Raw genomic sequence first — 19214 nt, 5'->3', positions numbered from 1 at the left:
TGCCCACAAGGGAAGTTGACGTCACAGCACGCGATAGCCCGAACGCACCCCGTGACCGAAAAGCGCTTATCGGCACTCGAACACCCCCGCTTTAGCGCTGTCGTGTCTGGATTTGCCGACGAACGTGTAACAGCGGTTAGGGATGGGTCCGACGGCGGGAATCCCCGCTGCATGAACAACTCCCCCACCTTCGGCACCCCGCTCCCCCTTCGTCACCTGAGCGACGCCCGCCCCCGCCTCCTCACCACCCCCCAGCTCCGCGAGCACGGCGTGAGCACCGTCGAGGCGGCCGAGCGCGGCTGGCAGGAGCTGCTGCCGGGGGTGCACCTGCTCCACTCCGGCACCGCCACGAGCGAGGACCGCCTGCACGCCGTCCTCCTCTACGCCCGCCGGCGCCGCGACGACGAGGCCATGATCACCGGCCTCGCCGCCCTCGCCCTGTACCGCTTCGCCTCCGCCCCCGCCCTGCTCGCCCTCCCCCAGATCGACGTGCTCGTCCCGCACACCCGCCGGCTGCGCTCCACCGGCTGCGCCCGCGTCGTGCGCAGCCACACCCCGCCGCTGCCCCGCCAGGTCACCGGCCTGCCCGTGGCGCCCCCGGCCCGCGCCGTCGCCGACGCCGTGGCCCGCCTCGGCGACGCGGCCACCGTCCGCCGGCTGCTCGGCGAGGCCGTGCGCGGCGGGCACTGCGAGCCGGCCGCCCTGGTCCGCGAGCTGACCGTGGCCCGCCTCCTCAACCGGCCGCACGTCGTGGACGCCGTCGAATCCCTCCTCACCGAGGGCCGCGCCACCGCCGAGGACCGGCTCTACGACCTGGTGCGCGAGTTCGGCCTGCCGGACCCGGTGTGGAACGTCGACCTGCGCGTCGCGGGCGGCCCGCACCTCGGCGGCGTCGACGCCTACTGGCCGGACGAGGCCGTGGCCCTCGAACTCGACACCCGCGCCCCCCGGCAGCAGCCCGACGAGGAGTGGATGGAGGCGGCCCGCAAGCGCGAGGTGCTGGAGCGCCTCGGCATCACCGTCGTGCACGTCACCCCGCGCAAGCTGCGCGAGCACGCCGAACAGCAGGCCACCGTCCTGCGCACGGCCCTCGCGGCGGCCGGCGACCGCGAGCCCGCCGGCCACGTGGTGGTCCTGCCCCGATGAACCCCACCCACGATCCACACCGGCCACGTACGATTGAGGGGTTAGTCCACCCCTCTCGTGCCGGACGGAATCGAGCCCAGACATGACGCAGACCACGACGGGGTCCGCGCCCCGGCCCGCCCTCGGCGCCCCGCCCGCGGCCCCCGTTCCCGCCGACCCGCGCCCCCTGGTCGGCGAGCCCGTCTCCCTGGACCTGCTGAACACCCGCTGGGTCTGGGACCGCGCCCCGCACGACCTCTTCGCCGGCGCGGCCGGCCTGACCCGCCTGGACGGCCTGCGGGTCTGGCTCGCCGCCCACGGTCTCGACGCCCGCTTCCGCGCCGACGCGCCCACCCTGATCCACCTGCTGACCGCGCGCGAGGCACTGGCCCGCGCGGTCGCCGACCCGGCCGACGCCGAGGCCCTCGCCCTCGTGGACGCCGTCCTCGAACACGGCCGGCTCCGCCCCACCATCGGCCCCGAGGGCCCGGGCGAACGCACCGACTTCGAGGACCCCACCTGGGGCCCGGCCTGGCTCGCCGCGCACGACTGGCTGCGGCTGATGTCGACCGCCCCCGACCGGATCCGCGGCTGCGCCTCGGAGAGCTGCGTCCTGCACTTCCTGGACACCTCGCGCAACGGCACCCGCCGCTGGTGCTCGATGGCCGTCTGCGGCAACCGCGCCAAGGCATCTCGCCACTGGGCCCGCACCCGCGCCGAAGGCTGACCGGCCGCACGGCGCACGCGGGCACGGGAAACGGGGCGGCCTCCCTGCCGGACGCGCCGCCCCGTTCCCTTCCCCCCCTCACGGACGCGCCCCCCGCGCGTCCCCGCTCCTCGTCGTGGCTCCGGGTCGGGTCAGCGACCCAGCGAGGAGAGGTCCTGGGCGTAGGTGCCCACGGCGTGGGCGATGACGTCCACGTTCGTGTCGAAGGCCCTCAGGTCGAGGTTCTTCAGGTCGTCGCCCTTGCCGTGGTAGTTCGGGTCGTAGGCCACGCCGGCCTTGCCGCCGTAACGGGCCGCCTGCGCGGGCGTCTTGATGCCCTCGGCGCCGGTGAAGGTGCCGCCGGCCGGGATGCCGTTCTCGATGAACGGGCCGTAGTCGGAGCGGCCGTCGAAGTCGGTGCCCTCGTGCGGCTTGCCCTTGCGGTCGAGGAAGGTGTTGATCAGCTTCTCGATCTGCGCGGACCCGGCCGGACCGGCGCCCGCGCCGACCTTGTCGGAGTCGTCGCCGTCGTAGACGAACTGCACCGGGTTCGGCGAGGCGATCATGTCGAAGTTGAGGTAGAGGGCGATGTCCTTCCGCTGCTTCTCCGTCAGCGAGTTCACGTAGTGCTCGCTGCCGAGCAGGCCCAGCTCCTCGGCCGACCACCAGCCGAAGCGCACCTTGTTGACGGGCTTGTTCTTCTTGCCCTTGGTCTCGTCGGCCAGCTTCAGCGCGACCTCCAGCAGACCGGCCGAGCCGGAGCCGTTGTCGTTGATGCCGGGGCCCTCGGGCACGGAGTCCGAGTGCGCGCCGAGCGAGACCACCTTGTCGGGCCGGCCCCAGGGGGTCTCGGCGATCACGTTGCGGGTGGTCTTCTTGACGTGCTTCTGCACCACGTCGAGCTTGACCTTCACCTCGCCCTTGGCGGCGGCGGCCACCAGGGCCTCGCCGTCGGCGAGGGTCAGCCCGGCGGACGGGATCGTAGCCTCGGTGGGGCTGGAGAAGGAGCCGCGCACCGGGGTGGTGCCGCTGTGGTTGTAGACGAGCACGCCGGCGGCGCCGGCCGCGGCGGCGGCCTTCTGCTTCTCCACGAAGGTGCAGGTACCGCGCTTGACCAGGGCGATCCGGCCCTTCACGTCCACGCCGGCGTAGTCGTCGGCGCCGCAGCCGGGGGTCTCGTCCACCCGGATCGGGACGAGCGGCGCGGTCAGGCCGCCGGCCGGGGTGGACGGCGTCAGCGTGAACGCGGCGGTGGCGAGCTCACGGCTGCCGGTGCCGTCGGCGCCGGGCAGGACGGTGGTCCGCTCGGTCTCGGTGACCGCCTCCCAGATGTCGAAGTCCTGGTAGGAGACCTGGTAGCCGGCCTTCTTGAGCAGGTCGTGGACGTAGGTGGTGGTCGCGACGTGGCCGGGGGTGCCGGCGGCGCGGGTGCCGCCGTTGGCGTCGGCGATCCGCTGGAATGCCTTGAGGTGCTTGTAGGCGGAACGGCCCGACGCCTCGTCGACGAGTTCACGGGCGAGCTTGGAGCGGTCGTCGCGACCGTGACCGCGGTCGTGGGCGACGGCCGGGCCGGCCGTGAGCAGCACGGGCGCGGCGACGGCGGAGGCGAGCAGGGCGACGGCGGCCCGGCGTCGGAGTCGGTTGGGCCGGGTGTACGTGGTCACGCGAGGATCCCCCCGGATCGGTGAGTGGCTCGGTTCGGTGGTCGGTGGCGCGCGTCCGCATATCGGTCACGCGTTCGGAACGACCGTAAGCGCCCCCGACGTGCGAAAACGCCCGTTCGGACCCCCCGCAACAATCCCGCCACACACTCGACACAGTCCGCCCACGAGCGGAACGCGGGCGCGGCGGGCGTGCGGCGGGGCGGCGGGGCGCGCGAAACCCATTGACAAGACGAACCGTCTCGTTCATTCTCGAAGAGTCAACGAGACGCACCGTCTCGCGAACTTCCCACACGAGTAAGGACCACCCTCATGCCCCGTGGCCACGGAAACCTCATGGGTGTCGGCGGCGCCCGCTCCCACCTCTCCCGCCGCGCCCTGCGCGCCGGCCGCGCCGCCGGCTCCACCCCGCCCGTAGACCCGGCGGCGCAGAAGCGCGAACTCCTGCGCAGGCTCCGCGAAGAGCGCGACGCCTGACCGTGCGCACGCGAACCCCACCCCGAACCACCTCCGGCGCGCCCCGATACGGGGCGCGCCGGAGGTGTCGCACGCGGGATCACGGCGCCTTCGAGGGCGCCGGCCGGGTTCAGTCGGGGATGCGCTGGGTCCTGGGGAACTTCGCGGTGGTGTCGACGTAGTACTTGCGGACCAGCGGACCGAAGCCGCTGTCCCCGTCGCCGAGGATCAGCGTCTTGACGGCGGCGAGGCCGGCCTCCACCGTGAACTCCGCCGGCTTGACCTCGGCCCCTCCCTCGACCGGCGCCTTGACCAGCGCCTTCCACGCGTCCCGGGACTCGGTCGTGGCGCTGACGTCCGGGTCGAGGCCCAGGTAGTACACGGTCCCGTCGGACTCCTTCCCGACGGCCAGGAAGACGATCACGTGGAAGCCGATGGCGAACCTGCTCACGCCCCCGCCCACGTGACCGGCCGGACCCTTGACGTACACGGCGCGCCCGGCCTTGAGGCCCGTGTCGATGGCGGCCCACGTGACCGCGGGGCTGCTCACCGACCCGAGGTCGGCCGGCGTGAGGAGCCCACCGGCCTCCCCGGAGCTCAGCACGCCACCGATCGCCTCGGCGCGCCCGTGGCAGTTGGAGTCCAGCATCTTCTTGAACTCGGAGGTCTCCGGCACCTGGAGCCAGTACGCGAGCCGCTTGAGCCCGGTGGCGCCCGTGGTGGCGGCCACGGCCGTCGCGATCCGGTCCCGGACGTCCTTGAGCGCCGGCGACGGCTTGTCGTCGGCCTGCACGTACGCCTGCTTGATCCCCATGCGTCCCCCTCGAATCCGGGCCCCACTCGGCCCCAGCACGACGCACGGAGCGTACCGACCGGGACGCGGAGCGTGAACCCCCTCGGTACGCTCGACTCCACGCCGGAGCGGAGCCCTCCGTCCCGGTGTCCGCGTCTCGGACAATGGATTGGACAAGCCGCCCGGGGGCGCCCTCATCATGGGCGCAACACGCGCGCCCGCGCAGGGGGCGGCGCACCAGCACCAGGGAGTCACCGTGAGGGTCGGAATCGTCGGAGCCACCGGTCAGGTCGGCAAGGTCATGCGCACCATCCTGGCCGAGCGGAAGTTCCCGCTGGACGAGCTGCGGCTCTTCGCGTCCGCCCGGTCCGCCGGTTCGACCCTGGACTACGACGGCCGTGAGATCACGGTCGAGGACGCGGCGACCGCCGACTACACCGGCCTCGACATCGTCCTGTTCTCCGCCGGTGGCGCCACCTCCAAGGCCCTCGCCGAGAAGGTCGCCTCCCAGGGCGCCGTCGTGATCGACAACTCCTCCGCCTGGCGCCGTGACCCCGAGGTCCCCCTCGTGGTCTCCGAGGTCAACGCGCACGCCATCGCGAACCGCCCCAAGGGCATCATCGCGAACCCGAACTGCACCACCATGGCCGCCATGCCCGTGCTGCGCCCGCTGCACGACGAGGCCGAGCTGACCGCGCTGATCGCCACCACCTACCAGGCCGTGTCCGGTTCCGGTCTGGCCGGTGTCGCCGAGCTGGACGGGCAGGTCAAGGCCGTGGCCGCCGACGCCACCAAGCTCGTGCACGACGGCGAGGCCGTCGCGTTCCCCGAGCCGGGCGTGTACAAGCGGAACATCGCGTTCAACGTGCTGCCGCTCGCCGGCTCCATCGTGGACGACGGCTCCTTCGAGACCGACGAGGAGCAGAAGCTCCGCAACGAGTCCCGCAAGATCCTGGAGATCCCCGAGCTGAAGGTGTCCGGCACCTGCGTGCGCGTGCCCGTCTTCTCCGGCCACTCCCTCCAGGTCAACCTCCGCTTCGCCCGCCCCCTGAGCGTCGAGCGCGCCTACGAGCTGCTGAAGGACGCGCCCGGCGTCGAGCTGTCCGAGATCCCGACCCCGCTCCAGGCGGCCGGCAAGGACGCCTCGTTCGTGGGCCGCATCCGCGTGGACGAGACCGTGGACAACGGCCTCGCCCTCTTCCTCTCCAACGACAACCTGCGCAAGGGCGCCGCCCTGAACGCCGTGCAGATCGCGGAGCTGGTCGCCGAGGAGCTGACCGCCGCCCGCGCCTGACCCGGCCGCCGCGGGACAACGGCCACCACACCCGCGAGGGCGGGCACCCCACCCGGTGCCCGCCCTCGCGGCGTGCCCGGCGTGAGGCGTGCCACATCGGGTGGGGGTGGGGGCGCGGTGCCTTCCGGGAGTCGGGGCGGAAGGGTCCGAACGTCACTTCCCCAGGGCCCTTCCGTCTGAAAGGTTCGAGGCATGACCGCGACAGCACCCGGCGACCTGACCCCGCTTCCCCCCGTCCCCCACCGCTTCGCCTTCGGCTGGCAGCAGGCCCCCGGCGGGCCCGAGGTGGACGGCGCGATCCTGTTGTTGGGGCCGCACGGCCTGGTGCGGGGCGATCTCGACCTCGTGTTCCACAACCAGCCCCATCACCCCGAGGGCACCGTCAACGCCCTCGGTGGTTCCCCCGCCGCGCAGGGCCCGCGGGCCGACTGGTTCGAGGCGGACCTCGGGTCCCTGTCCCCCACGGTCGCGCGCGCCCTGTTCATCGCGTCCACCGACGCCCCCGGCGGGCTGCGCGAGGTGACGGGGCTGGAGCTCGGCGTGCTGACCCCGGACGGCCGGCCGCTGGTGCGGCACGCGCCGGCCCTGCTCGACGCGTCGAACACGGCCGTGCTGGGCGAGCTGGTGCGCGGGCCGGGCGGCTGGGCCTTCCGTCCGCTGGCGCTGCCGGCGCCGGCCGGCGTGGCCGTGCTGGTGGGCTCGTACGGCGTGAGCCTCGCCCCCGACAGCGCGGCCCCGGCCCCGGCCCCGACCGGCGAACAGGCCCCGAGCCCCGCGCCGGCCCCGGCCCCGACGGCCCGGCCCGAGCCCGCACCGACGCCCGCGCCCACGCCCGCGCCGACGCCCGCGCATCGGCCGGGCGCGCACGGGCCCGAGTTCGCGGCCGTGTCCGGTGGGGTCCGGCGCGAGGGCGACCAGGAGGGGTTCTGGTTCGCGGGCCTCCCGGCGGGCCCGGTGCTCGCCGAGTTCACCCCGCACCCCGACCCCGACGGCGACCACACCAACACCTGGGGCTACTGCGCCCTCAAGTGGGACGGCGGCCCGGCCGGCATCCGCGAGCTGTGCTCCGGGGCCCTGCACATGGGGGTGCCCAACCGGTTCCGGGTGGAACTCCCCGAGCATGCGTCCCCGTTGCGCGTGCTGAGCGACCTCTACGAGCCCTGGTCCCTCACCTTCCGGCCGCTCGGCGCCGCCCGCGTGCTCGGCGACGGCCTCACCGGGCGGGGCTCGGAGCTGTTGCGGCACGACGGCGGGCCCGTGACCCTGTCGTACGTGGTGCGCGGCGAGCACCACTTCGAGGTCCGGTTCCGCCCCGACACCCCCGACCCCGACGCGTGGGAGGACGAGCTCGACCTGCACGAGGACTCGGGCGAGAACCGCGTGGGCACGGCCTTCGTGCCCGGTCCCGGGTTCCTCCAGCTGGAGGGGCACGGCGAGTGGACGCTGACGGTCCGGCCGGCCGAGGAGCGCGCGCCGGTCGAGGTGCCGGAGCCGGTGTACGACTTCGGGTCCCGGCCCGAGCCGGAGGCGGAGCCGAGCCCGCTGTCGCGGATGGGCGACGTGCTCCCGTCGCACGTGTTCGCCGAGTTCGAGGGCACGGACATGCCGGACGACGGCATCCCGCTGACGAACCCGACCCCCGGCCGGCCGGTGCTGCTGGAGTTCGACCTCACGCCCATCGACGAGTACGCGACGGCGAGCCTGTTCGTCGCCGACGGCGAGGGGGTGCCCGTGGAGTCGCCGTGGGCGACCGTGCGCGGCCTGGCCGTGCCCCAGGGCCGCACCCTGCTGTTCGCGGAGGGGCAGGTCGAGCAGCGGATCGGTGTGGTCGACTGCGCGCGGTGGCGGCTGCGGGTGCTGTCGCCGGACGCGGCGCGCGTGCTGGAGCCGGGGGCGGAGCCGCTGGTGGGCGAGGGGTACGAGGTGTTGCGGCACGACGGGGACCCGGGGGTGCTGGTGCTGAACTCGGAGGCCGCCGCCTGTCACGCGCTGCCCCCGAACCGGTGGCCGGCCGGGTCCGCCGCGATCGACCACCGGGGCACGGCGTTCGGGCCGCTGCCCGCGGTGCCGGCCGAGGGGCCGACGCTGGTGCTCGTGGCCTCGCCCGGCGCGTGGGTGCTCCAGGCCCTGGACGGGCGGATGATCTGGCCGTTGGAGAAGATCGAGCCGCACGAGGGGCACGGTCTGGTGCGGGTGCCGGGGCCGGGGCCGACGGAGGTGCGGGTGGAGTGCGTGGACCCGGAGGCGGCGATCCAGGTGTGGACGGTGGACGAGGCGACGATGCTGCCGGACGTGTGCCTGAACGTGGGCGGCGGCCGGTTCACGGTGCCGGGGCCGGCGATCCTGCACGTCCGGAGCCTGTCGCGGTGGCGGATACGCGCGAGCGCGTGACGGGGCGGCCGTGGAAGGATGAGGCCGATTGCCCACATCGAAGGAGATGAACGCGTGCCCGGCACGAATCTCACCCGTGAAGAGGCCCAGCAGCGCGCGAAGCTGCTCACCGTCGACTCGTACGACATCGAGATCGACCTGAGCGGGGCGCAGGCCGGCGGCACCTTCCCGTCCGTCACCACCGTGCTCTTCGACAGCGCCGAGGCGAACGCCACGAGCTTCATCGACCTCGTCGCGCCCGCCGTCCACGAGGTGGTCCTGAACGGGAACTCGTTGGACGTCGCGGCGGTCTTCCGCGATTCCCGGATCGCGCTGCCGCACCTAGTGGCCGGTCGCAACGAGTTGAAGGTCGTCGCGGACTGCGCGTACACGAACACCGGCGAGGGTCTGCACCGGTTCGTGGACCCGGTCGACGACCAGGCTTACCTGTACACGCAGTTCGAGGTGCCGGACGCGCGGCGGGTGTTCGCGGCGTTCGAGCAGCCCGACCTGAAGGCGACGTTCCGGTTCACCGTGAAGGCGCCGGAGGGTTGGACGGTCATCTCCAATTCGCCGACGCCCGAGGCCGACCAGGTCAAGGACAACGTGTGGCGGTTCGCGCCGACCCCGCGCATGTCCACGTACATCACGGCGCTGATCGCCGGTCCGTACACCTCGGTGCACTCGGTGTACGAGGGTCCGAACGGGCAGGTCGTGCCGATGGGCATCTACTGCCGGCCCTCGCTGGCGGAGTTCCTGGACGCGGAGCACATCTTCGAGGTGACCCGCCAGGGCTTCGACTGGTTCCAGGAGAAGTTCGACTACGCGTACCCCTTCGCCAAGTACGACCAGCTGTTCGTGCCGGAGTTCAACGCGGGCGCGATGGAGAACGCGGGCGCGGTGACCTTCCGCGACCAGTACGTGTTCCGGTCGAAGGTGACGGACGCGGCGTACGAGCGGCGCGCCGAGACCATCCTCCACGAGCTGGCCCACATGTGGTTCGGCGACCTGGTGACGATGGAGTGGTGGAACGACCTGTGGCTGAACGAGTCGTTCGCCACGTACACCTCGGTGGCGTGCCAGGCGCACGCGCCGGGTTCGCGGTGGCCGCACGCGTGGACCACGTTCGCCAACGACATCAAGACGTGGGCGTACCGGCAGGACCAGCTCCCGTCCACGCACCCGATCATGGCCGAGATCAACGACCTGGACGACGTGCTGGTCAACTTCGACGGCATCACGTACGGCAAGGGCGCCTCGGTGCTCAAGCAGCTCGTGGCGTACGTCGGGATGGACGAGTTCTTCGCGGGCGTGCAGGCGTACTTCAAGCGGCACGCGTTCGGCAACACCCGCTTGTCGGACCTGCTGTCGGCGCTGGAGGAGACCAGCGGCCGTGACCTGAAGGTCTGGTCGAAGGCGTGGCTGGAGACGGCGGGCATCAACGTGCTGCGGCCGGAGATCGAGACGGACGCGGACGGCGTGATCACGGCGTTCCGGATCCGTCAGGAGGCCCCGGCGCTGCCGACGGGCGCGAAGGGCGAGGCCGTGCTGCGGCCGCACCGGATCGCGGTGGGCTTCTACGAGCTGGCGGCCGGCGAGGCCGAGGGCGACGCCAAGCTGACCCGCGTGCACCGGCTGGAGCTGGACGTGGCGGCGGCGGAGCTGACGGAGGTGCCCGAGCTGGTGGGCCTGCGCCGGCCGGCGGTGGCCCTGCTCAACGACGACGACCTGAGCTACGCGAAGGTCCGCCTCGACGAGGAGTCGCTGGCGAACGTCGTGGCGCACCTGGGCGACTTCACCGAGTCGCTGCCGCGCGCGCTGTGCTGGGCCGCGGCCTGGGACATGACCCGCGACGCGGAGCTGCCGGCCCGCGACTACCTGGAGCTGGTGCTGTCGGGCATCGGCAAGGAGTCGGACATCGGCGTGGTGCAGTCCCTTCAGCGGCAGGCCAAGACGGCCGTCGAGGTGTACGCGGACCCGGCGTGGCGCGAGGAGGGTCTGGCGCGCTGGACCGAGGCGACGCTGGCGCACCTGCGGACGGCCCCGGCGGGCGGCGACCACCAGTTGGCGTGGGCGCGGGCGTTCGCGGCCACGGCGCGCACGGAGGGCCAGCTGGACTTCCTGACGGCGCTGCTCCAGGGCACGGCCGAGATCGAGGGCCTGGTCGTGGACACCGAGCTGCGCTGGACCTTCGTGGAGCGGCTGGCGGCCACGGGTCGGATCGACACCGGCGTGATCGAGGCGGAGCTGGAGCGGGACCGCACGGCGGCCGGCGAACGGCACGCGGCGACCGCGCGGGCCTCGCGTCCGACGGCGGAGGCGAAGGCCGAGGCGTGGGCCTCGGTGGTCGAGGGCGACACCCTGCCGAACGCGGTGCAGGAGGCCGTGATCGCGGGCTTCGTGCAGCCCGACCAGCGTGAGCTGCTGGCCCCGTACGCGGCGAAGTACTTCGCGGCGGTCAAGGGCGTGTGGGAGTCGCGCAGCCACGAGATCGCGCAGCAGATCGCGGTGGGCCTGTACCCGGCGCTGGACGTGTCCCAGGGCACCCTGGACGCGACGGACGCGTGGCTGGCGTCGGCCGAGCCGAGCGCGGCGCTGCGCCGGCTGGTGTCGGAGTCCCGGTCCGGTGTGGAACGGGCGCTGAAGGCGCAGGCGGCGGACATCGCGGCGGGCGCGGCCCGCGCCTGATCCCCCGTCCCGTCCCGGACCTCCCGGTGCCCCGGTCGCCTCGCGCGGCCGGGGCACCGGCCTGTTTCACGTGAAACAGGTGCGGGCCGGCGTCAGGTGACGGCGTCCCCGCGGGCGCCGGCGGCGCGGGCGGCCTCGCGGAGGGCGGCGAGGACCCGGGAGAGGGCGGGGGCGGCCTCGGAGCCGCGTCGGGTGGCGGCGATGACGTGCCGGCTGGGCCGGTCGTGGGCCAGGACCCGGACGGTGACCCCGTGCCCGGTCCGGTGGGCGCCGACCATGCGCGGGATGAGGGCGATGCCCATGCCGGCCTCGACCATGGCGAGGATGGCGGTCCAGCCGGCGGCGGCGTGGGCCTGTTCGGGGACGAAGCCGGCGACCTCGCAGGCGCTGCGGGTGATCTCGGACCAGGGGCCGCCGACCCCGTAGATCCAGGGTTCGCGGGCCAGATCGGCCAGCCGCAGCCGGGGCCGGTCGGCGAGCGGGTGTTCGGCGGGCAGGGCCACGTCGAGAGGGTCGACGAGGAGCGGGACCCGGGTGAAGCGGGGGTCGCGGGCGGTGGGGGCGTGGGCGGCCAGCGAGAGGGCGAGGTCCACGTCGCCGGCGGCGAGGAGGTCGTAGGACTCGGCGGCCTCGGTCTCGCGGACCCGCAGGCTGATGTCGGGGCGGCTGCGGCGCAGGGCGGCGACGGCGGGCACCACGAGGGCGGGGACGGCGGTGGAGAAGGCCCCGACCCGGACCTCCCCGGCCTCGCCGGCGAGGTGGGCGGCGAGTTCGGCGTCGGCCCGTTCGAGCTGGGCGAAGACGAGTTCGGCGTGCCGGAGCAGGAGGTGGGCGGCGTCGGTGAGGCGGACCCGGCGGCCGTGGGCCTCCAGGAGCGGGACGCCGACCTGTTTGGCGAGGTTGGTGAGTTGCTGGGAGACGGCGGAGGGCGTCATCGACAGGGCCTCGGCGGCGGCGGTCACGGTGCCCCGGTCGGCGAGGGTCCGCAGGATCCGCAGTTTCTTGATGTCCCACTCGGTCACGGGCCCGAACCTACCGACCCCGGGCCCGCGGTGCGCGGGGCGGGGCCGGATCGGGCCGGGCGCGGCGGTCGCCACGGTCGCCGCCGCGGGGGTCATCGGCGGCTGCTGAGCACGACCCCGCCCAGGATCAGCGGCAGGCACAGGAGCTGGGCCGGGCCGGTGGTCTCGCCCAGGAGCAGGAACCCGAGGAGGGTGACGCAGACGGGCTGGAGGTAGTAGACGACCCCGGCGCGGGCGGCGCCGATCAGGGAGATCGCCTTGTTCCAGGAGAAGAAGGCGACGGCGGAGGAGAACACGCCGACGTAGAGCAGCATCCCGACGGCGCCCGCGGTGACCTCGAAGGGGCCCTGCACGGCGACGGAGACGGCGTAGGCGGGGGCCAGCATGAGGGCGCCGAGGACGAAGGTGGTGAAGAGGAAGACCAGGCCCTCGATCTCGGCAGGCTTGCGCTTGAGGAGGGCGCTGTAGGAGGCGAAGGCGAGGGCGGCGGCGAACATCCACAGGTCGCCGGCGCCGAAGTCGAGGGTGAGGGAGCCCTTGCCGACCAGGAGCAGCACCCCGCAGGCGGCGATCAGCATGCCGGCGACGCGGCGCAGGCCGAGGCGTTCGCCGCCGAGGCGGGCGTAGACCGCCATCAGCACGGGCGAGGCGGCCATGATCATGCCCATGTTGGCGGCGGAGGTGGTCAGGCCGGCCTGGTGGACGAGGGTGTTGTAGAGGGTGATGCCGAAGAACGAGGCGAGCGTGAGGTAGCCGAGGTGGCGGCGGAGCAGGGCGCGTTGGCGCCAGGCGGCGCGGACGGCGAGCGGGGCCACGGCGAGCAGGGCGATGATCCAGCGCCAGAACACGGCCTGCACGGGCGGGACGGTCTCGGCCATGCCCCGGGTGGCGACGAAGCTGCCGGACCAGACGACGGTGGCGAGGAGGGCGAGCAGCAGGCCCACCCCGAGCCCGCCCTTGGCGGCCTTGCCGGCCTTGGCACCGGCCGTCTCGTCGGTGGTCGGGGCGTCGGGGATCGTCTCGTCGGGGGTCGGCGTGGGGGCGGGGTCGGTCACGGGGGCCGGCGCGGGGCCGGCGGCCGGGGCCGACGGGCGCGGGGCGCGCGGCTGCGCGGTGGTGACGGGCGTCTGGGTCTGGGCGCGGTCCGTGACGGACACGTGGGATCTCCCCCTCGGGTGTGGTGAACGGCAGGTGGTGGTGCCGTCCTACCGTCGCACCGAGGGACCTGTCAGGTCCATCGAAACATTTCGACGGTTCTTTTCAGGGGAATCGAACGATGCGATGACGGTGGTCTCCGGGGCCGTCCTGGCGGGTCGCGCGGCGAGCTGACCGGCCACGGTGGCGCCGAAGGCCACGACCATGCCGAGGACCTGCACCGGGGAGAGGGCCTGGCCGAGCGCGGCCCAGCCGATCACGGTGGCGGTGAGCGGGGAGAGGGGGCCGAGGAGGGTGACGGAGGTGGCGCTGAGCCTGCCGATGCCCTGGAACCACAGCCAGTAGGCGATGCCGGTGTTGATCAGCGCGAGGTAGCCGTAGCCGAGCAGGGCCTCGCCGTCGAGGGCGGGCGGGGCGCCTTCGAGGAGGGCGGCGACGGGCAGGATGAGCAGGCCGCCGGCGGTGAGCTGCCAGCCGGTGACGGCGAGCGGGCCGGCGTTCTCGGGGCGGCCCCAGCGCTTGGTCATGACGGTGCCGGCGGCCATGGAGACGGAGGAGGCCGCGCCGGCGAGGACGCCGACGAGGTCGAGGGCGGCGCCGGCCTTGAGCACGACCATGCTGACGCCGAACGCGGCGACGATCGCCGCGAGCAGGGCCCGGGTGTTGGCCTTCTCGCCGAGCAGGAGGGCGGCGAGCCCGATGACCACGAGCGGCCCGAGCGAGCCGAGGACGGCCGCGACCCCGCCGGGCAGGCGGTAGGCGGCGAGGAAGAGCAGGGGGAAGAAGGCGCCGATGTTGAGGGCGCCGAGCACCGCCGACTTCCACCACCAGGCCCCCTTGGGCAGGGCGCGGGAGGCGGCGATCAGCAGCAGTCCGGCGGGCAGGGCGCGCATGACGGCCGTGAACAGGGGCCGGTCGGGGGGCAGCAGTTCGGTGGTGACGGCGTAGGTGGATCCCCACGAGATCGGGGCGAGGGCGGTCAGGCCGACGACGGCGAGACGGTTCACGGGACGGACTCCTCGGGCAGGAAGAGAAAGTAGGTCGCTGGCAAGTAGCTTAGCGCTAAGCTACTTTCTCGCAAGCTTCTTTCTTGCTCGGTTTCCAGGGAAGGCCGGATACTGCCGCCATGAGTGACGCCGCCCGCACCGCACCCCCCGCCGCGCCCCCCGTCCCCCGGGACCCGGTGGACGCGATCGTCGACCAGTGGGCCGCCGTCCGCCCCGACCTCGACACCGGCCCGATGGCCGTCTTCGGCCGGATCTACCGGATCTCCAAGGCCATGGGCGACGAGATGGACCGCGTGTACGGGCGCTTCGGGATCGGACGCGGCGAGTTCGACGTGGTCGCCACCCTCCGCCGCGCGGGCGCGCCCTACACCCTCTCGCCCCGACAGCTCTCGGCCACGCTGATGCTGACCACCGGCGGCATGACGGGCCGGCTCGACAAGCTGGAGAAGGCCGGACTGCTCACCCGCAGCCCGGACCCGCACGACCGGCGCGGCATCCAGGTCACCATCACCGACACCGGCCTCGCCCTGATCGACGAGGCCGTGGGCGCGGGGGTCGCCGCGCAGACGCGGGCGCTGGAGGGGTTCTCGGGGCCGGAGCTGGAACAGCTCAACGGCCTGCTGCGGAAGGTCCTGCACGGCACGCCCTGAGCCCGCGCCGGCCGGGGCGCGGCCCGCGGGCCCGGGTACGGCGAAGCGCCGGCGGGCGCGTGGGCGCCCCCGGCGCTGTGCGGGGTCGGACGGCGGCGCCCCTCGGGGCGCGCGGCCGGGGTCACGGGGCCCGACCGGCGGGCGCCCCCGGCGGGTTCACCCGCACGGGGGACGCGGACACCGGCCGCGCGGGCCGGTGTCCGTGAGCCGGGGCCTGCGCCCCGAAGTCCGTGAGCCGGGGCCTCAGCCCTGGTTCTGCTGCTTGCGGGACTTGTCGCCGACCATGACCAGGCCCGCGATGATCAGGAACAGCACGATCGGGGTCGCCACGAACAGGCCGAGGGTCTCGGCCACGCTCAGCTTGGAGCCCGGGTCGTCGCCGTCGTCGCGGGTGACCGCGAGGGCGGGAGACGTCATCAGCAGCATCATCAGCGTCGATCCGGCCGTCACGGCGCCGGCGCGCAGGGCGTTCTTCTTGTCCACGGTGCCAAAGTAGCGAACGCCGGAACCGGTCGCGCGCGCGGGGTGTCCGTACGGGTCAGCCACGGCCGCCCCCCGCCGTGCGGACCGCCGCCAGCAGGGCGTTGGCCCGGGGGGAGGCGGCGAGTTCGGCCAGGGACACCGGACGGCCGGTGGCGTCGGCGATCGGCAACCGCCAATTGGGGTACTGGTCCCAGGTGCCCGGCAGGTTCTGCGGGCGGGCGTCGCCGACCGCGTCGGGCAGCCACACCCCCACCAGGCGGGCCGGGGTGGCGGACAGGAACGCGTACAGGGCGCGCACCGCCGCCGCCTCCACCTCCGCGAGGCGGGCCGCCGCGCCGTCCGCCGGACGGGCCCCCTCCGGATGGGCGTCGGCCACCGGGTCGGGCCCCTCGTACAGGCCCAGCCGGCGCAGTTCGGCCAGCCATTCGGCGGTGTCGGCCCCGTCCTCGGCCCGTTCGGCGGCCACCGGGCGGGTCAGCAGGCCCAGCCGGTCGCGCAGCTCGATGTGACCGCCGCTCAGTTTCGCGGCGGACGGGGGCAGGTCGTGGGTGGTGGCCGTGGCCAGGCAGTCGGCGCGCCAGCGGGCGGGGGCGAGGGGGGCCCGGTCGCCCTCCCAGTCCCGTTCGAACCACAGCACCGAGGTGCCCAGCACCCCGCGCCGGGACAGGGCCCGGCGCACCCGGGGTTCGACCGTGCCCAGGTCCTCGCCGATGACGAGGACCCCGGCCCGGTGCGCCTCGGTGACCAGCGCGGCCAGCATGGCCTCCCCGTCGGCCGTGACGTAACAGCCCTCGGCGGGGGGCGCGCCGACCGGGATCCACCACAACCGGAACAGGCCCATCACGTGGTCCACGCGCAGCGCGCCCGCGTGCCGGAACAGGCCGCGCAGCAGGGTGCGGAAGGGGGCGTAGCCGGACTCGGCCAGGGCGTCGGGGCGCCAGGGCGGCAGGCCCCAGTCCTGGCCCCGGGCGTTGAAGGCGTCCGGGGGCGCGCCGACGGTGATGCCGTGGGCGTGGGCGGCGGCGTCGGCGTGCGCGTCGGAGCCGTCGGGGTGCACGCCGACGGCGAGGTCGTGGACGATGCCGACGCTCATGCCGGCGGCGCGGGCGGCCTCTTGGGCCGCGCCGAGCTGCGTGTCGGTGAGCCAGGCCAGCCAGGCGTGGAACTCGGCGCGCTCCACCGGGTCGCCGGCGGCGTGCGCGCACCAGCGGGCGTGGTCGGCGAGCGGGCGGCCCTGTTCGGCGCGCCAGGCCCGGTAGGCGGCCTCGCGCTCGGGGGTGCGGGGCACGGCGTGCAGGAGTTCCAGCGCGGCGCGTTTGACGGCCCAGACGGCGTCGCGGTCGATGAGGGTGTCGGCGTGCAGGACGGCGCGGCCCAGTTCGGTGCCGCGCGCGGCGAGCTCGGCCAGGGCCTCGGGATCGGGGTGCGCGGCCCATTCGGGCAGGTCCTCGACCCGCAGGTGCACGGGGTCGGGGAAGCGGCGCGAGGAGGGGCGGTAGGGGGAGGGGTCGGTGGGGCGGCCGGGCACGGCGGCGTGCAGGGGGTTGATCTGGATGAAGCCGACCCCGTGGGAGCGGCCGGCCCAGTCGGCGAGGTCGGCGAGGTCGCCGAGGTCGCCCATGCCCCAGGAGCGTTCGGAGAGCAGCGAGTACAGCTGCACGAGGAGGCCGTGGGCACGGTCGGGGGCGGCGGGGGCCCGGTCGGGGGCGGCGATCAGGGTGGCGTCGGCGGCGCGGCCGTCGGGGGTGGTCACGCGCAGGGCGTGCACGCCGGGCGGCGGGGCGAAGGGGGCGGGCGGGGCGGTGGGGACGCCGGCCGGGGGGATCGGCACCTCGTGGGCGGGCCCGCCGTCCTCGGGGCGCAGGGTGACGGTGCTGCCGGCGGGGAGGGCGGCGAGGGCGGCGGGCAGCGGCTCGCCCGCCCAGTGCACCACGGTCGGGGGCACGGGGCGGGCGAGGTCGGCGCGTTCCTTGGCGGCCAGGGACTCCTTGATCTCCCCCGGCCCGCCGGCGGGCACCCCCAGGGCGGCGAGCACGGCGACGATCGTGCGGCGCGGCGCGTGGACCACGGTGTCGGGGGTGGGGCGGTGGGAGCAGGAGACCCCGTGTCGGGCGGCGAGCCGGGCGAGGTCGGAGTCCGGGTCCACGAGTTCCGGGGCTGCCGGGGGCGGCGCGGGGTCCGGGTGGGGGTCCGGGTCGGGGGCCGGGGCCGCGTCCGCCGCCGGCGGGCGGGGCTGCGGGCTGTTGTCCGGGTCGAGGTCCAGGTCCATCCGATTCCCCTGTCAGGTGGTCGGGCCGTCAGACTCCCGCGGCGATGGCCGGGGTCGTCGGTTCACAGGTCAGCGGGGCCTCGTCGGTCAGGGGAGGCTCGCTGGTGAGCGGCGCGTGGGCGGTGTCGGCCAAGGAGGGCTCGCTGGTGAGCGGGGGCTCGCCCGCGAGGGTCGAGGCCCAGGGCCGAGGCCGCTCGGCCGTGAGCACGGTGGCGTACGGGGATATGCGTTTGGAGCGCAGGCACACGGACATGAGGGGTCCCTTCGGGCAGGTGCCGGCGGGGCCGGCGTGAACACAAGCAGCCTTACCCAAGTCGGCCGTGAGCACTCCCCCCGCATAACGGGCCAAGCGCCCGTGAGGTGTCGTAACGGGTCACTCCGACGGCCTATCGAGCCGGCCGGTCCGTGCCACGTCTTCGCAGGTCAGAGGCAGGTTTGTGCCAAACGGAGCGGTGGGGGCGTCAGGGTGGGGCCGGGGTGGGCGGGGGCGTGCGCGGGCGCGTTTCGAGGGAGCGTCGAGGGAACGTCGAGCGAGGCCCGGGGGCCGGGGCGCGAGCCCGGGCGCCGGCCGGCCCGCCCCGGGGTGGGCGGGCCGGCCGGGCGCGCGGGGTCTCGTCAGGGCGTGGCGGGCGGCGGGGCGGTCGCGACGGCGCCGGGCAGCACCGCCCCCGCGCCGGCTCCCCCGCCGGGGCGGCCGTGCGGGACGGGGACGGCGTGGTCGGCGACCCCGGGCAGGGGGCTCGCGCCGATCGGTCCGGCGACCAGGGAGGCGATCCGGGCCAGGGCCTCGTCCCCGCCGTACGGGCGGAGGTAGGGCAGCCAGCGCGGGTCGCGGTGGCCGGTGCCGATGATCCGCCAGGCGGGTCCGGAGGGCGGGGCGGGGTCGTGGCGCAGCCGCCAGCCGAGTTCGAGCAGGTGCCGGTCGGCCTTGACGTGGTTGCAGCGGCGGCAGGCCGCGACCACGTTGTCCCACGCGTGCCGTCCGCCGCGGCTGCGGGGGACGACGTGGTCGACGCTGGTGGCGACGGCCCCGCAGTAGACGCAGCGGCCCCCGTCGCGGGCGAAGAGCGCGCGGCGGGTCAACGGAACGGGCCCCCGATAGGGGACCCGGACGAAGCGCTTGAGGCGGACCACGCTGGGCGCGGGGACCACCCGGGTCGCGCTGTGCAGATAGGCGCCGGACTCCTCCAGGGGAACCGCTTTGTTCTCCAGGACGAGGACGAGCGCGCGGCGGAGCGGTACGACGCCCAGGGGCTCGTACGACGCGTTGAGGACCAGGACGTGCGGCACGGACTGCCTCCTTGTACGCCGGCGGCGCGTGGCCCGCGCCGGGACGATCTGTCCCCAGTCTCCCCTTCGGGCAGGTCGATGCGCCACCACCGGCCGTGCCGCGGTCGGGGGTGTTCTCGACCACACGGGGCCGGGGGCGGGGGTGAGCCGGGTCTCGTTCGGGGCGGGGTTCGGGGGCCGTCGCGGGCGCCCCGTTAGTGTGGTTGGTCTGCCCGGCGTGTGCCGATACCGGGCAGGAAGCGATT

The 19214-nt window shown here is 74.6% G+C and carries 15 protein-coding genes and 1 pseudogene; 7 read left to right on the top strand and 9 right to left on the bottom strand.

All coding sequences use genetic code 11. The features are described 5' to 3' along the window. Positions 1–171: 171 nt before the first annotated feature. Both ACN20G_RS17675 and ACN20G_RS17670 read left to right on the top strand, forming a co-directional pair. Entirely contained in the window at positions 172–1146 is a 975-nt protein-coding gene (locus ACN20G_RS17675; protein ID WP_424213754.1) for a hypothetical protein, read from the top strand. An 82-nt stretch (positions 1147–1228) separates the two neighbouring features. Next, on the top strand, positions 1229–1852 hold the full coding sequence (locus ACN20G_RS17670) for a CGNR zinc finger domain-containing protein (RefSeq protein ID WP_424213753.1): 624 nt from the start codon (positions 1229–1231) through the stop codon (positions 1850–1852). Between the two features lie 131 nt (positions 1853–1983). Here the strand turns inward: ACN20G_RS17670 and ACN20G_RS17665 are convergent, their stop codons facing one another. Further along, complete coding sequence (locus ACN20G_RS17665; RefSeq protein WP_424213752.1) at positions 1984–3495, bottom strand: M28 family metallopeptidase; 1512 nt, start codon at positions 3493–3495, stop codon at positions 1984–1986. A 309-nt stretch (positions 3496–3804) separates the two neighbouring features. Between ACN20G_RS17665 and ACN20G_RS17660 the strand changes: the two genes are divergently transcribed. Then, complete coding sequence (locus ACN20G_RS17660) at positions 3805–3969, top strand: DUF6243 family protein (protein WP_424213751.1); 165 nt, start codon at positions 3805–3807, stop codon at positions 3967–3969. A 109-nt stretch (positions 3970–4078) separates the two neighbouring features. Here the strand turns inward: ACN20G_RS17660 and ACN20G_RS17655 are convergent, their stop codons facing one another. Continuing rightward, positions 4079–4762 (bottom strand): hypothetical protein, encoded by a 684-nt coding sequence (locus ACN20G_RS17655; RefSeq protein ID WP_424213750.1) that lies wholly within the window; start codon positions 4760–4762, stop codon positions 4079–4081. Positions 4763–4997: 235 nt separating this feature from the next. Here ACN20G_RS17655 and ACN20G_RS17650 point away from each other — a divergent pair, with 235 nt between their 5' ends. The 3 genes from ACN20G_RS17650 (at position 4998) to pepN (ending at position 11093) form a co-directional block, all read left to right on the top strand. Then, entirely contained in the window at positions 4998–6035 is a 1038-nt protein-coding gene (locus ACN20G_RS17650; protein ID WP_424213749.1) for an aspartate-semialdehyde dehydrogenase, read from the top strand. Between the two features lie 192 nt (positions 6036–6227). After that, the gene (locus ACN20G_RS17645; protein ID WP_424213748.1) at positions 6228–8426 is read left to right on the top strand and encodes a TerD family protein; all 2199 of its coding nucleotides are present in this window, start codon (positions 6228–6230) and stop codon (positions 8424–8426) included. 54 nt (positions 8427–8480) lie between these two features. After that, a complete protein-coding gene (gene pepN, locus ACN20G_RS17640) occupies positions 8481–11093 on the top strand; it encodes an aminopeptidase N (RefSeq protein ID WP_424213747.1) in 2613 nt (870 codons plus the stop codon). Positions 11094–11185: 92 nt separating this feature from the next. Here pepN and ACN20G_RS17635 read toward each other — a convergent pair whose 3' ends face one another. From ACN20G_RS17635 to ACN20G_RS17625, 3 genes are all read right to left on the bottom strand, one after another. After that, positions 11186–12115, bottom strand: coding sequence for a LysR family transcriptional regulator (locus ACN20G_RS17635; RefSeq protein ID WP_424213746.1), 930 nt, complete (start codon positions 12113–12115; stop codon positions 11186–11188). Positions 12116–12207: 92 nt separating this feature from the next. Then, a complete protein-coding gene (locus ACN20G_RS17630; RefSeq protein WP_424215559.1) occupies positions 12208–13131 on the bottom strand; it encodes a DMT family transporter in 924 nt (307 codons plus the stop codon). Between the two features lie 189 nt (positions 13132–13320). Continuing rightward, a complete protein-coding gene (locus ACN20G_RS17625; RefSeq protein WP_424213745.1) occupies positions 13321–14277 on the bottom strand; it encodes an EamA family transporter in 957 nt (318 codons plus the stop codon). Positions 14278–14396: 119 nt separating this feature from the next. Between ACN20G_RS17625 and ACN20G_RS17620 the strand changes: the two genes are divergently transcribed. Beyond that, positions 14397–14927, top strand: coding sequence for a MarR family winged helix-turn-helix transcriptional regulator (locus ACN20G_RS17620; protein ID WP_424213744.1), 531 nt, complete (start codon positions 14397–14399; stop codon positions 14925–14927). Between the two features lie 243 nt (positions 14928–15170). On the opposite strand, the gene ACN20G_RS17615 is transcribed toward ACN20G_RS17620, so the two are convergent. The 4 genes and pseudogenes from ACN20G_RS17615 to ACN20G_RS17600 form a co-directional block, all read right to left on the bottom strand. Continuing rightward, positions 15171–15410: a hypothetical protein gene (locus ACN20G_RS17615; protein WP_424213743.1), complete on the bottom strand. Its 240-nt coding sequence runs from the start codon at positions 15408–15410 to the stop codon at positions 15171–15173. A gap of 55 nt (positions 15411–15465) precedes the next feature. Then, the gene (locus ACN20G_RS17610) at positions 15466–17679 is read right to left on the bottom strand and encodes a 4-alpha-glucanotransferase (RefSeq protein ID WP_424213742.1); all 2214 of its coding nucleotides are present in this window, start codon (positions 17677–17679) and stop codon (positions 15466–15468) included. Positions 17680–17707: 28 nt separating this feature from the next. Continuing rightward, positions 17708–17932: a hypothetical protein gene (locus tag ACN20G_RS17605; RefSeq protein ID WP_424213741.1), complete on the bottom strand. Its 225-nt coding sequence runs from the start codon at positions 17930–17932 to the stop codon at positions 17708–17710. A 503-nt stretch (positions 17933–18435) separates the two neighbouring features. After that, a pseudogene (locus ACN20G_RS17600) lies at positions 18436–18969 on the bottom strand (HNH endonuclease); the annotation flags it as partial. Positions 18970–19214: the final 245 nt, after the last annotated feature.

The organism is Streptomyces dryopteridis, assembly GCF_049606955.1.
Classification (GTDB): Bacteria; Actinomycetota; Actinomycetes; order Streptomycetales; family Streptomycetaceae; genus Streptomyces.
This window is presented reverse-complemented; position numbering and strand designations above follow the sequence as displayed.

Coding starts and splice junctions, on each gene's coding strand:
- ACN20G_RS17675 (WP_424213754.1), top strand. CDS start 172: ATGAACAACTCCCCCACCTTCGGCACCCCGCTCCCCCTTCGTCACCTG.
- ACN20G_RS17670 (WP_424213753.1), top strand. CDS start 1,229: ATGACGCAGACCACGACGGGGTCCGCGCCCCGGCCCGCCCTCGGCGCC.
- ACN20G_RS17660 (WP_424213751.1), top strand. CDS start 3,805: ATGCCCCGTGGCCACGGAAACCTCATGGGTGTCGGCGGCGCCCGCTCC.
- ACN20G_RS17655 (WP_424213750.1), bottom strand. CDS start 4,762: ATGGGGATCAAGCAGGCGTACGTGCAGGCCGACGACAAGCCGTCGCCG.
- ACN20G_RS17645 (WP_424213748.1), top strand. CDS start 6,228: ATGACCGCGACAGCACCCGGCGACCTGACCCCGCTTCCCCCCGTCCCC.
- ACN20G_RS17620 (WP_424213744.1), top strand. CDS start 14,397: ATGAGTGACGCCGCCCGCACCGCACCCCCCGCCGCGCCCCCCGTCCCC.
- ACN20G_RS17610 (WP_424213742.1), bottom strand. CDS start 17,679: ATGGACCTGGACCTCGACCCGGACAACAGCCCGCAGCCCCGCCCGCCG.
- ACN20G_RS17605 (WP_424213741.1), bottom strand. CDS start 17,932: ATGTCCGTGTGCCTGCGCTCCAAACGCATATCCCCGTACGCCACCGTG.